The organism is Spirosoma spitsbergense DSM 19989 (assembly GCF_000374085.1).
GTDB classification, from domain to species: domain Bacteria; phylum Bacteroidota; class Bacteroidia; order Cytophagales; family Spirosomataceae; genus Spirosoma; species Spirosoma spitsbergense.
The window spans coordinates 31,583-44,153 of record NZ_KB893603.1 but is presented as its reverse complement, the minus strand read 5'-3'; the positions used below and the strand labels follow the sequence as shown (position 1 = coordinate 44,153).

The window sequence follows — 12,571 nt, the reverse complement described above, 5'->3', positions numbered from 1 at the left end:
CATCAAATACTTGCTTCGGTTTACTCCCGAATCACTTTCAGGGTGACCGCCTGCTGACCCGTACTCACCCGCAACAGGTACAGGCCACGACCCGGCTGACTGAACCGAACCGACTCCTGATGATCATCACTGCTCACTTCGACCGACCGATTCAACAGCGAATGACCACTCACATCGCTCAACTCCAGACGCACTGCCTGTCCCTGTGCACCCTCAAGGCGAATCCGGAACTCCTCCGACACCGGATTGGGCAGTATCGTAGCCTTCAGTTTGCTGGTTAACTCCGAACCAGCGCCTACCCGCGCGCTGCCAGGAGTGCCACCATTACAAGCCACCAGCCAGTTGTAGGAGAAGCTCGCTTCACCAGCGGTTCCACTTTGGATAGCTTTCAGGGTAATAACCGGATTGTCGGTATAGACCCGCAGAGAATACGGACCTGGTGCAGTTGTAGGCAGCATTTCGTTAGCCACCGAGAAACTTACCGGCTGACCACTCAGCCCGCTATATTGGGGATTGAATGTTAGTATCCGTGCCCCAGCCGATGCTGCGGGACAGTTCACCGTGGTGACCCCCGTGATAGAAAATGCGCCCGAAGGTGGTGGTGGAGGTGGGGGCGTACTACCGCCACAGGCCACCAGCCAGTTGTAGGAGAAGCTCGCTTCGTCAGCGGTTCCAGTCTGGATAGCTTTCAGGGTAATAACCGGATTATCGGTGTAGACCCGCAACGAGTAAGGACCGGGAGCGGTAGTAGGCGTCAATTCATTCAATACTGAGAAACTTACTGGTTGCCCATTCAGACCGCCATACTGTGGAGTAAACGAAATCATTCTAGATCCAGCCGAAAGCGTCATGCAACTCACCGTAGTAACGCCCGTAATACTAAAAGTGCTCGTAATAGTTTGTAGCGCCTGCAAAGCCCGGTCGGCCTGAATGAAGCCGTAGCCGGTGCCAAAATCAAAGCCCGTGTCGAAGCCCGTAGTAGACGGATCATCCATATCCAGTGCCGTGTTTTCCAGCGTTGACAAAATGGCTGCGGACGTGATGTTTGGTACTTTCTGTTTCATCAAAGCAGCCACAGCCGCAGCGTGAGGAGCGGCTGCCGATGTGCCGAAAAAGTTCGGGAAGGAATCGGTATCCCTATTGGAATCTGACCCAAAGAATGTTGTATTTCCACCGTCAACGCTGGTGATCTCAGGTTTCTGACGCGTAACAGGTGAGCCAAGACGTGCGCCCGAGGTGGTGAAGTAGATAGGCGTACCACCGGCCGACGAAAAACCCTCAACCGTAGCCGTAGAAGCACCATTATAGGCGGGTGTGTTGTAGAACGCAGCCGCTCCTACACTAATACAACGGGTTGAATTGGTATGCCCTACTGCCGTTGAGCTTTTCGTGTCGTATTCGATGGTCGTTGTGACACCATTACCGAAATAGACCCACTTCAACAGACTCGGATTAGGCCCGGCATATTTTGCCAGTACCAGCTCAATTGTAACGTCCGCACCATTGTTCCTTATGCCGATAATTTCTAAAGGATCCCCTCCCAGGTTATCGGAAGCTCCCGAAAGGCTACCATAAAAAGTTCCTCCAATATAGACCAGTATATCCATATCGGTTTGAGCACCAGCCCCACCACTAACGGAGAAGAACGGATCATCCCACTGGAACGAAATAATTGATGTGCGACCACCGCCACGAAGTAAAAAGGATTGACGGATATCGCCACCGCCAAAGTCATGCGCCGATACATAGCCTGTCGGAAGCGTAAGCGGGGCTACCGGGGTTGTTGTCGGGTTATACGCCTTTTGGTATGATGTTCGGGCGTTATTTCCAGCCGATGAGAAGTAAGTAACTCCGCTGTTATTCACCACATCATCAATGGCCTGGGCAACAGGACCATCCTGAAAAAATGGCTCGGCAAAATAACTCACATCATCAGTAATAATCTTGCAACCAGCCGTTGCCAGTGCCCGAATACCCGCAGCAAAATCGAGTTGACTAACAAACGCCGTATAAAAGGCTAATGGAGAACCAGGGGCTACGTCGTGAATTAATTCAGCCATACCGCGTCCCTCATCACTACCGCCACTCGCTGCATCTTTCAGAACCTGCACACCCGCCGGTAAATCGCCCGAAGCAACACCCGCAGCGGCACCGCCCAGGTTATTGTATGAATCCGACAGGATACCTACTTTAACGCCAGTTCCGTCTACACCATACGTTGTACGAGCGACGTATGAACGCAGCGACGTATCACCTTGCGATGTGACTGCACCCACATTGTGAATCGGCTGGTATGACGGACGGGCAAACTTCAGCGTTGATACGTTCTTCAAATCGTCGAGTTTGTCGATGGGCAGATACCCGGATACCCGTTGCTGGGATGCAATTCCCTGACTGAGGCCCAGTGCCTGTAAGGCTTGCAACAGGGCCGTCCCTTCTCCTTCCGAGTTGGCAAACGCATCAATAGCAATTGCATCACCGGAAGTCATGAACAGATTTACCCGTTCCAGTCCGGCGACAGGGGCTTGCTGTCCGACACCACCATTAGTGATAACTGTCAACAGATCGCTGGAAACTTTGGCTTCCCTTGCCCTTTGCTTCACGGCGTCTACGGTTTGCGCCTTGATCGCAAACGGTGCTACCAGTAGAGCCAGCGCAAGCATTGAACCAACTCTAAACCTTCGTAAATTTTTCATCATGGAAATTGAAATGGATTAGTTTGTGATAAAATAAAGAAATATAGTGGCTTCCTTTGTATACAAAAACAATAATGAAAGATTGCTATGCCGTATATCATGTTACCAGTTATGGCGTAAAAGAAAGAAAAATTCAGTATTCTACTAAATAGCCTACTGAATTTCTCACTGAATAACCAATTTTATTTTGCTAACTTATTGATAACCTTACATCTTATTTTGTTTATACCCGTCAAATTTTTTCACCGAAGGCCAGATCCCCCGAATCGCCCAGGCCGGGAACGATGTAAAAATGCTCATTGAGGTAATCATCAATAGCACCCAGCCAAAGATGGCATTGCGGTAGTTGTTGCTGCACATGCCGGATACCTTCCGGGCTGGCAATGATAGCGGCAATATACGTTTGGGACGGAATACCATACCGGAGCAGGGCATGATACACTTTTTCGAGGGAACGGCCCGTTGCCAGCATGGGATCGCAGAGGATTAGCGTTTTACCACTCAAATCAGGGCAGGTTATGTAGTCCATCGCAATTTCGAACTCCTCACTCCCGGCCGCCGATTGTCCGCGATAAGCACCAGCGAAAGCACTCTCCGCTTGGTCGAAGTAATTGGCAAATCCCTGATGAAACGGCAATCCGGCACGCAATATAGTGGCCAGCACCGGCTGCTGACGAATCACCTGCGAACGGCATACCCCAAGCGGAGTTTGTATGTCAATGGAATGATACGGTAATACTTTCGAGATTTCATATGCCATCAGTTCGCCCAGTCGCTCCAGGTTTCGGCGAAACCGGAGCCTATCCTGCTGGATCGATACATTTCGCAGTTCGGCGATGAACTGATTGGCCAGTGAGGGCTGTTGCGAGAAAACAAACATAGTTTGTAGGGGTCTTTCGCCGTAAATTAGCCGCAAGGTTGGCGTATATCCAAACCAAATAACTAATTTGAGCAGTCAATAGCGACTCAACCGCTATAAATAAGCTCAACAGCCAGTAAGTTACATGCGTAGGACCGTTTACGTTCTCTATTTTTTTTTACTCTCGTTATGCGTCCAGGCCCAAAGCCCATTCGTGCCACTCAACGCTGATTATTACCACCTCATCGACCGGCTCGAAATCCGGCAAAATCACTGGGCCGCAGGATTTCATAGTTCCGTGAAGCCCTATAATCGGGAAAGTATTATTCAGTTAGTTGACAGTATAGAGGCCAATCCTGGCCGTAACCTTTCTGACTCCGACTATTTCAATTTCGATTATCTCCGCAACGACAGTTGGGAGTGGGTACCCAACTACGATTCGTTACAGAAAAACCCATTTACCCGTCGTTCAGAAACCCCCTTATCTATCTGGGATAGTGGGAAGCCAATTCTAAAACATTTCTATCAAAAGAAAGCGGATTTCTATAGTTTACAAACTCCGGATTTGGATTTGCACGTTAATCCGGCTGTCTATTTTGGCGTCGGAGCCGACAATACATCTGGTTCGTCGAATGCATTGACCAGTGATCGTCAGCTTTTGTTTGTGAATAGCCGGGGATTGGAGGTCCGGGGCACCATTGGTCGCAAACTGGGCTTTTACACGTTCTTTTCCGATAATCAGGCTATCTATCCCGAATACATACAACAATATGGCCAAACGTATGGCCAAACCAGCGATCAACTGGTTGCGGCTCCGGGCCAGAGTTTTGTAAAACCATTCCGCAACAACGGGGTCGATTACCTGTCGGCAAGGGGATACATTACGTTCAATGCCCTTAAGATTATCAATGTACAGTTTGGACATGACCGCAATTTTTTCGGAAACGGCTTCCGGTCACTCTTCCTGTCGGATAACAGCCCCCCTTCTTTATTTCTGAAACTCTCCACACGCTTAGGGAGCCGGATTCAATATACCAACCTGTTTACGCAGCTACAAAATACCCAGGCCCCCCTGCCGACGGGAGTCAAACTCATTCCGCCTAAGTTTGCGGCTATGCACCATCTAAGCATTAACGTAACCGATAATATCAATCTGGGTGTGTTTGAAGCGGAAGTGTTTAGTCGCGACCGGCTGGACCTTAGCTACCTGAACCCCATTATTTTGTACCGCTATGTAGAGTCTAGTGTGGGCAGTAGTGATAACGCTTTTATCGGGATTGACCTGAAAGCTAATCTTCTGTCGCAGTTTCTGGTGTACACCCAACTCATGCTGGACGAATTTCGACTAAGACCCCTGCTGGCGGGCAAAGGTGACTGGACCAATAAGTTTGCCTTTCAGCTTGGCGGCAAATACATCGATGCGTTCCAGGTTCCCAATCTCGATCTGCAACTCGAATTCAATCTGGCCCGGCCGTACACCTATTCGCACGAAGCATCGCCAACGGTTAGTGCCGGTCAAACCAACTATGCCCATTTCAGCCAGCCATTGGCTCACCCACTGGGCGGTAATTTTGCCGAAGGGCTGGGTATTGTCCGGTATCAGCGAAAGCGGTTATCGGGTAATCTCATTGCCGGTGTTATGATGTACGGCAGTGATCCGTCGGCTGATATTAATTACGGCGGCAACATCCTGAAAGATTATACGTACCGCTTTCGTAACGAAGGGAATTTTATTGGACAGGGGCGCAAGACCGTCGTGACCTACGCTGATTTTCGGGCTTCTTACATGATACGGCACAATATATTTCTGGAAGGCCGTTTCTTGTATCGGTTTCAGGATAGCCAGTACCGCCCGAACAGTTATACCGAACAAGTCGCTAGCTTTGCGCTGCGTTGGAACATGCCGTACCAGAACTGGGTATTTTAACACGCCATTGCTTACCGATTTTCTACTTTACTACGTCATTGATGCTTGATATTATCCGGCAGGAATTAACCGAAGCACAATCGGTTTTGGATACGTTTCTCAACGATCCTGCTCATTTAACCGCCATTGAACAGGCGGCAACGTTAATGGCTGATGCCCTGCGCAATGGCCGAAAAATCATTTCCTGTGGCAACGGGGGCTCCCATTGCGATGCCATGCATTTTGCGGAAGAACTATCAGGCCGTTATCGCGATGACCGCCGTTCGCTGGCAGCCATTGCCATTTCTGATGTCAGTCACCTTTCCTGCGTTAGTAATGACTACGGCTACGATTACGTTTTTTCCCGGTTCATAGAGGGCCTGGGCAGCGAGGGTGATGTGTTACTGGGTCTGAGCACGAGCGGCAATTCGGCCAACGTGATCAAAGCAGTTGAAGCCGCCAGATACAAGGGGATGAACGTGGTTTTATTGACCGGGAAAGACGGCGGAAAGCTGGCTGGTCAGGCCGATGTCGAGATTCGGGTTCCTCACTTTGGCTATGCCGACCGCATTCAGGAGATTCACATTAAAGTGATTCACCTGTTTATTCTGCTAATTGAGAAACAGCTTGTTTGAGAAACACTTAGTAGTCATTTCTGGTCATCAGATAGTCATTCGTGGTCATTAAGTGGTCATGATGCGGAAACAGCAAATGACACTTGACTGACTACTAAGTGACCATCTAATGACAACGAATGACCATCAGTTAACCACTTAGTAACTCCCCCCGGCACCCCCACCCCCGAAGCTTCCCCCGCCAAAACCACCAAACCCTCCCCCACTTCCACCACCGCCACTCCAGCCGCCACCGCCTGAACCTCCCCAGCCAGAGTAGGTCGAGGTTGGAAAAAAGATGGGGCCCCATCCTCCGCCCCGATTGCGGTTGCTGCCCCCCCCTCCGTTATTGCGCCGGGAGAAGATGAAGATAATAATCATGACCCCAAAAACGATAAAGATAACGGGGAAGCCTCCATCCCCCGTATCCGTGTCAGGCTCGGCTTTGTACTCGCCACTGGCCCGCTGAATAATTTCGGTCGTTGCTTTGTCCAGCCCCTGATAGTATTGCTCCTGTTTAAAGGCCGGAACAATTGTATTCGATATAATTCGCTTGGCAATGGCATCCGGAATGGCTCCCTCCAGTCCGTAACCCGTAGCGATATACACTTTACGGGTTTCGGTAGCCCAGGCAAGCACCAGCCCGTTATTTTTACCCTTTTGCCCAATACCCCACTTCCGACCCACCTGAAAAGCAAAATCGCCAATAGGATAAGGTTCAGTCGTTTTAACAATCACAACAACGATTTGCGTTGAGGTTGAGTCATTATAAACCCGGAGTTTCTGTTCCAGTTGCTCCCGGTCAGAACGGGATAGAATACCCACAAAATCATTGACCAGCCGGGGCGGATTTGGCTTATCAGGAATTACGTTCGATGTTCCAGTATCGGTGGCGGAGTCCTGCGCCCACACACCAACTGGCGCAACCAGCAGTAGTGCTACTAGGGCAAGACGGAGGAAACGGACAATTATATGAGGAAAATTAGGTACAGTCACGGCGGTATCAGTCAAACGAAATATCGTCAGCTAGTTCGTTGGTGTCATCGCTGGCGTAAGGAAAATACTGTTTCAACTGCTGCCCGGCCTGTTCTATTCCCCGGCTTAAGCCATCCGCATAGGCTCCCTTTGCAAAATGACTGCGGAGCAGGTTCTTCGTGCTCTCCCAGAAGTCGGCGGGCACTTTCGCATCAATTCCCTTATCACCAACAACGGCAAATTTACGGTCGGCATGAGCGAGGTAGAACAGGACACCGTTTTGATCCTTGGTCTGATGCATCCCCAGGTGGGCAAATACATCAATAGCCCGTTGTACGGGGTCATCCGTAGTACAATGCGCTTCTACATGTACCCGGATTTCGCCCGATGTAGCCTTTTCGGCTTGCCGAATGGATGCTACAATGCGCTGTTGTTCATCGGCAGTGAAGGGATTCATAGGATAATGTAGAATGGGTAATCGGGGCCGCCCGTGCGGGATAATGTGCAATGAACAATGGCGATTCGAAAGCCACCCATTGTTCATCGTACATTATCCATTATTCATTAAAACTGTACAGTTGGCGCACTTTGGGCGGCCTGCGAAGCCTCGAAGAATCCTTTTACGGGGAATCCAAAAATGCCGGCGAAGATATTATTCGGGAAAGAACGAACCGACTGATTATAGGTTTTTACGGCCCCATTGAAGTCATTTCGGGAGACAGAAATTCGATTTTCTGTCCCTTCAAGCTGCGCCTGAAGTTCGGAGAAATTCTGGGTTGCTTTCAGTTGCGGATAAGCCTCCGCTACCGCCAGCAATCGGGACAGTGACCCACTGAGTTGATCCTGGGCAGCCTGAAATTTCTGAATATTTTCAGGCGTTAGCTGGTCGGCAGTCAGATTAATGCTGGTTGCCTTAGAACGAGCCTGAATAACTGCCGTCAGCGTACTCTTCTCAAAGTTAGCCGCTCCCTGTACGGTACGAACAAGATTCGGAATCAGGTCTGACCGGCGCTGGTATTGCGTTTGCACCTGTGCCCATTTTTCCTGCACGTTGGTGTCTTCCTGGACCAGACCGTTATACGAACTACAGCCAAACACGCCCAGAGCCAGGGCGATAACAACTACGATAATTAATGATTTTGACATGGTATAGTAGAGACCAGTGATTAAGATTAGGGGCAAAGTTGGTCAAAACTACTAATTTGTTAGTGTAAAACTACGCCAACGGCGTTTTTACCAATATTAGCTGGCTTCTGTTTTGATAACTGGTAATCGAACAATGGGTTTATCAATTACCTGCCCCCTTAAAACCCGGTCTACTGGCTCCCCTTACACCATGCTGTTGCCAACCAGATCATTCTTAAACGCGTAGGCTACCATGCCGGCCGTATTTTTGGTACCCGTTTTTTCAAGGATACGTAGCCGGTGCCCTTCGACCGTGCGGGGGCTTAAAAAGATTTTTTCGCTGATTTCATTGGTCGAAAGGCCTTCGCAAATTAGCATCAATACTTCTTTTTCCCGTTCTGATAAGAGTACCTTACTGTTATAGAAAGCATTGATGGGCTTATTGACCGTTGTTTTATTGGTCATTTTGCGGAGCATAGCTTTCGATACGAACTCATTCAGATATACCCCTTCATCCATTACCTTACGAACGGCTTTTTCTACTTCGCCGGCTTCGGCATCCTTGAGCAGATAACCGCTAACGCCTTTCTCCAGTAAATGCAGAACCATTCTGTCTTCGTCGTGCATCGTTAACACAACGATCTTAATGAGTGGGTAGTGTTCCCGTAAGTAATCGGCGGTAGCGGTTCCATCCATAACCGGCATTTGAAGGTCGAGCAGTACCACATCGGGCATCTTGCGGGGAATTTTATCGATCAATTCCTGACCATTGCCTGCTTCCAGAATTAGTTCGAAGTCATGAATCTGGCCAACAATGGTGGCCATGCCAACGCGGAATAGTGTATGATCGTCGCAGATGGCTAGTTTAATTTTTCGCATAGAGAAGGAAGAGTTAGGATCAAAACCATAATCGTTAGTCGCAAGTTGCCATTATCCCGCCAACAAATCAACTCATTATTTTTGCAGGCTGTACTTCGTGCAGATGAACCTGCACATGAATTTGGGACCCCCGGCCGGGTGATGAATCGAACGTTACATGGCCATTAACTACGTTCAGTCGACTCTCAATGTTGCGAAGCCCCAGACCAGTCTGCCTGTTCTCCATAACGGCATCGACATCAAATCCAACGCCATCATCCAGTACAGAAAGCCGGACTTCGCTATCGAAATAAACTAGCTGAATCGTTATGTGCCTGGCACGGGCATGGCGGATGGCATTGTTTACCAACTCCTGCGCAATGCGATAAAACATCAACTCCGTAACGGGGAGCAAATGAATGGCCGATTCGCTGTACACTAGCTGCACTTCCGTTTCGGACGTTGTTGCACGTTCGGCAAGTTCTTCCAGAGCGGCCAGCAAACCAAACCGCTCCAGCGTTGTAGGAACCAGGTTCCGGCTGATACGCCGGACATTGGTCATGGTTTCGTCAATCATGGAACGCGTCTTCTGAAACTGTAACCCCAGTTCCATCGTACTACCCAACTGTTTTTCCAGTTGGTTCAGGCTCATTTTGGTAATGGACAGCATGGTGCCGATACCGTCGTGCATGTCTTCGGCGAGCCGTTTTCGTTCTTCTTCCTGGCCCCGGAAAGTGGCCTCCATCAACTGTTGCCGATGCTGCGCCTGTAGCTCTTTGATAGCGAGTTGCTGTTGGGTTTGTTTTTGCTGATAATAAGCGACGAAGATGATAATGAACACGGCCATTATCAATAATACAGCCGTTCCTACGGCAATTGCAAAACCGGCGTTTGTCGACATTATCTCTATTTACAGCCAATCCATGATTAGTAAAGGTCAAAAATAACGGATTGAATGTCAACTGTTTAAGTGAACCATTGAGTAAACGGTAAAGGCGGTACTACTTCAAATAAAATAGACGTAAGAGCAAAGAGGCTAGCTGTTGATATACAATACCTTATAGCTCTTGTCTTACGTCCTTTCAAGTCGGAATAAATTTTACTTTATCCTGTTTTACTGTTTTTTTGTTAAGACAGGTTATCTATTTCATACCTGCAAACCCATATACCAACGGACGACATCAGGCAGAATATGATGTATAAAATTTGATTTAGTCTCCAGAACGGATCAAATTCTTCATTTGAAATAGTATCGCTATACAGGTACGAGCTAAAAAGTGAAAAGAAAAATGTACCGGCCGAATAAATCAACAACCCCGAACTCAGCCAGAACATACTATGGAACAGTATGTTTTTCACCCGTGCTTCAATCAGTATTTTATTAAAATAGAGTAGTACTGTTATCGTTTCAAACAGGCGTTGTGTCGTAAGGCCAACCGTTGAAATAGTACTTTGCCGATAACTGAAAACAATAATGAATGCACTCAGAATAGCAGCGAGTTTTATCCATTTCCCCGTTTCGTTTTTCCGAAAACTGTTCAGGTAAACGGCAGTTATGATTCCTATTTCAAATAGCGGTTGTAGATTTTGAATTGGGTACGTACTCACCCGCGCCATAACCAGCCACAGCGAATAGGTATCACTGATGAAGTACAGGGCAAACAGCAACAAGACAACCTTATAACTTGTTGATAAGCAGTTGAGTAAAGCCAATCCCAGCGCAATTGGGAGAAGACTGAATAAATGAGAAACTAAATTTAAGGGGTATTTTTCAATTAGATGAAAAAGTCTTTCTGTCATGATTTAACACCCTTCCAACTAAGCAGCACACTGTTTAGGACACGTCCACCCATCACCCACTACCATCTCACCCGGATCACCATCATCTTTAAGCCCACCCATACCTGACTGAGCGCCCAAATCTCTCCCCTTTGCATCGACACCTGTTAGCAAAACACGGGGCTTAAATTGTCCTTTACCCACTTCGGCAGGTTTACCATCCTCATCTTCCCACCGGTTGGCATAATGAACACGGACCCCTACACAGCCCGGTTGCTTCAGCAACTGATTCACTCTGTCGAGGCCGAAAAACTCCGAGCGGGTGTATTCTTCTTCTTTTTCACCACAGGCCAATTTACAATTGCGGTAGGTCTCTTTGAGGGATTTGGTTTCTTTAGCAGTAAGAAAACGTCCTGCATTTTCATTAAAAATAGAATCGTTCATGCGCTTAAAAAGAATAATAAAGTAAAAAATATCTAGAATGGATAAAACCGGAAAGCGTAACGAACATACAACAGGAAACGCCAATTGCCATTTTCCCTATAAAATACCAAAACAAGATAACTAACTAACTAACAATATCTTAACTAAGATAAAGAATACAGCAATACGTAGAACTACGTAGTAAAGTGCGCATTTTCGCCTACCCTGATTACAGTAACTAAAAACAGTATTTCTTCTCTTCATCTGCCCTGCTTCAGGCTCTACCTTTGACCCTATAGTTGATACCGCGACTACTGAAGCAGGCATCAATAACGATATTTCTTATAGGTTAGGTCAATAAAAATGCCGGAGCAATTTGCCCCGGCATTTTTTTATCCGTCAATACACCACACACTGATGTAGTCAATTCCTTTTCTTACTTCAGAAGATTTAGCAGGTAAGCACCATAACCACTTTTGACTAATGGTTTTGCAATGGTTGTCAACTGTTCGGCCGTGATGAATTTCATGCGGTAAGCAATCTCTTCCGGACAACCAATTTTCAATCCCTGTCGCTCTTCGATTACGTGTACGAACTGCCCGGCCTGTATCAATGATTCAAAGGTACCCGTATCGAGCCAGGCAGTTCCCCGGTCCAGAACGCCGACTTTTAGTTTACCACGCTCCAGATAGACCCGGTTAATGTCCGTAATTTCCAGTTCACCGCGTGGGGAAGGTTTAATATTTTTAGCAATATCAACTACCTCATTATCGTAGAAATACAGGCCGGGAACGGCGTAATTTGACTTGGGTTTCTCGGGTTTTTCTTCGATGGATAAAACATTAAAATGATCATCGAACTCAACCACGCCGTAGCGCTCAGGATCGTTTACCTGATAGGCATACACTACGCCACCATCCGGATCATTATTGGCCTGAAGCAATTTGGACAGGCCTGAGCCATAGAAAATATTATCACCCAATACCAGTGCGACCTTCTCATTGCCAATAAACTCTTCGCCAATGATAAATGCCTGCGCCAGGCCGTCGGGGCTAGGCTGAACGGCGTACGTAAACTGGCAACCAAAACGCTCACCGTCGCCGAGGAGTTTCTCAAAATGAGGCAGATCGTGCGGAGTCGAAATAATAAGAATCTCCCGGATGCCAGACAGCATCAAAATCGATAGCGGATAATAGATCATCGGCTTATCGTAGACGGGCATCAACTGTTTGGATACCGCGAGCGTAAGCGGATGAAGACGAGTACCGGAGCCTCCGGCCAATATAATCCCTTTCATAGTTTCTGAATGAGTAAATGAATGAATGAGTGTGCGGTA

The 12,571-nt window shown here is 47.9% G+C and carries 12 protein-coding genes; 2 read left to right on the top strand and 10 right to left on the bottom strand.

Going from position 1 to position 12,571, the window contains the following annotated elements:
* Positions 1–20: 20 nt before the first annotated feature.
* Positions 21–2,663 (bottom strand): S8 family serine peptidase, encoded by a 2,643-nt coding sequence (locus B157_RS0130875; RefSeq protein WP_020607166.1) that lies wholly within the window; start codon positions 2,661–2,663, stop codon positions 21–23.
* 265 nt (positions 2,664–2,928) lie between these two features.
* Positions 2,929–3,576, bottom strand: a complete 648-nt coding sequence (upp, locus tag B157_RS0130870) for a uracil phosphoribosyltransferase (RefSeq protein WP_020607165.1) — start codon at positions 3,574–3,576, stop codon at positions 2,929–2,931.
* Between the two features lie 124 nt (positions 3,577–3,700).
* On the opposite strand from upp, the gene B157_RS0130865 reads away from it, so the two are divergent.
* Together B157_RS0130865 and lpcA are read left to right on the top strand one after the other, a co-directional pair.
* A complete protein-coding gene (locus tag B157_RS0130865) occupies positions 3,701–5,482 on the top strand; it encodes a hypothetical protein (protein WP_020607164.1) in 1,782 nt (593 codons plus the stop codon).
* A gap of 41 nt (positions 5,483–5,523) precedes the next feature.
* On the top strand, positions 5,524–6,096 hold the full coding sequence (lpcA, locus tag B157_RS0130860; RefSeq protein WP_020607163.1) for a D-sedoheptulose 7-phosphate isomerase: 573 nt from the start codon (positions 5,524–5,526) through the stop codon (positions 6,094–6,096).
* A 138-nt stretch (positions 6,097–6,234) separates the two neighbouring features.
* Here the strand turns inward: lpcA and B157_RS0130855 are convergent, their stop codons facing one another.
* From B157_RS0130855 to rfbA, 8 genes are all read right to left on the bottom strand, one after another.
* Entirely contained in the window at positions 6,235–7,086 is an 852-nt protein-coding gene (locus B157_RS0130855; protein ID WP_020607162.1) for a TPM domain-containing protein, read from the bottom strand.
* Positions 7,079–7,507 carry a TPM domain-containing protein gene (locus tag B157_RS0130850; protein ID WP_020607161.1) on the bottom strand — a complete coding sequence of 143 codons (429 nt, stop codon included), beginning with the start codon at positions 7,505–7,507 and terminating at the stop codon, positions 7,079–7,081. The genes B157_RS0130855 and B157_RS0130850 overlap by 8 nt, the downstream gene beginning before the upstream one ends.
* Positions 7,508–7,614: 107 nt before the next feature.
* Positions 7,615–8,196 (bottom strand): LemA family protein, encoded by a 582-nt coding sequence (locus B157_RS0130845; protein ID WP_020607160.1) that lies wholly within the window; start codon positions 8,194–8,196, stop codon positions 7,615–7,617.
* Positions 8,197–8,379: 183 nt separating this feature from the next.
* Entirely contained in the window at positions 8,380–9,054 is a 675-nt protein-coding gene (locus B157_RS0130840) for a response regulator transcription factor (RefSeq protein WP_020607159.1), read from the bottom strand.
* 67 nt (positions 9,055–9,121) lie between these two features.
* The gene (locus B157_RS0130835; RefSeq protein WP_020607158.1) at positions 9,122–9,934 is read right to left on the bottom strand and encodes a sensor histidine kinase; all 813 of its coding nucleotides are present in this window, start codon (positions 9,932–9,934) and stop codon (positions 9,122–9,124) included.
* Positions 9,935–10,161: 227 nt separating this feature from the next.
* Positions 10,162–10,746 carry a hypothetical protein gene (locus B157_RS0130830; RefSeq protein WP_245565366.1) on the bottom strand — a complete coding sequence of 195 codons (585 nt, stop codon included), beginning with the start codon at positions 10,744–10,746 and terminating at the stop codon, positions 10,162–10,164.
* A gap of 105 nt (positions 10,747–10,851) precedes the next feature.
* Positions 10,852–11,256 carry a hypothetical protein gene (locus B157_RS0130825; RefSeq protein ID WP_020607156.1) on the bottom strand — a complete coding sequence of 135 codons (405 nt, stop codon included), beginning with the start codon at positions 11,254–11,256 and terminating at the stop codon, positions 10,852–10,854.
* Between the two features lie 415 nt (positions 11,257–11,671).
* Positions 11,672–12,532 (bottom strand): glucose-1-phosphate thymidylyltransferase RfbA, encoded by an 861-nt coding sequence (gene rfbA / locus B157_RS0130820; RefSeq protein WP_026309083.1) that lies wholly within the window; start codon positions 12,530–12,532, stop codon positions 11,672–11,674.
* Positions 12,533–12,571: the final 39 nt, after the last annotated feature.

Coding starts and splice junctions, on each gene's coding strand:
- B157_RS0130875 (WP_020607166.1), bottom strand. CDS start 2,663: ATGCTTGCGCTGGCTCTACTGGTAGCACCGTTTGCGATCAAGGCGCAA.
- B157_RS0130840 (WP_020607159.1), bottom strand. CDS start 9,054: ATGCGAAAAATTAAACTAGCCATCTGCGACGATCATACACTATTCCGC.
- upp (WP_020607165.1), bottom strand. CDS start 3,576: ATGTTTGTTTTCTCGCAACAGCCCTCACTGGCCAATCAGTTCATCGCC.
- B157_RS0130825 (WP_020607156.1), bottom strand. CDS start 11,256: ATGAACGATTCTATTTTTAATGAAAATGCAGGACGTTTTCTTACTGCT.
- B157_RS0130835 (WP_020607158.1), bottom strand. CDS start 9,934: ATGTCGACAAACGCCGGTTTTGCAATTGCCGTAGGAACGGCTGTATTA.
- B157_RS0130865 (WP_020607164.1), top strand. CDS start 3,701: ATGCGTAGGACCGTTTACGTTCTCTATTTTTTTTTACTCTCGTTATGC.
- lpcA (WP_020607163.1), top strand. CDS start 5,524: ATGCTTGATATTATCCGGCAGGAATTAACCGAAGCACAATCGGTTTTG.
- rfbA (WP_026309083.1), bottom strand. CDS start 12,532: ATGAAAGGGATTATATTGGCCGGAGGCTCCGGTACTCGTCTTCATCCG.
- B157_RS0130850 (WP_020607161.1), bottom strand. CDS start 7,507: ATGAATCCCTTCACTGCCGATGAACAACAGCGCATTGTAGCATCCATT.
- B157_RS0130845 (WP_020607160.1), bottom strand. CDS start 8,196: ATGTCAAAATCATTAATTATCGTAGTTGTTATCGCCCTGGCTCTGGGC.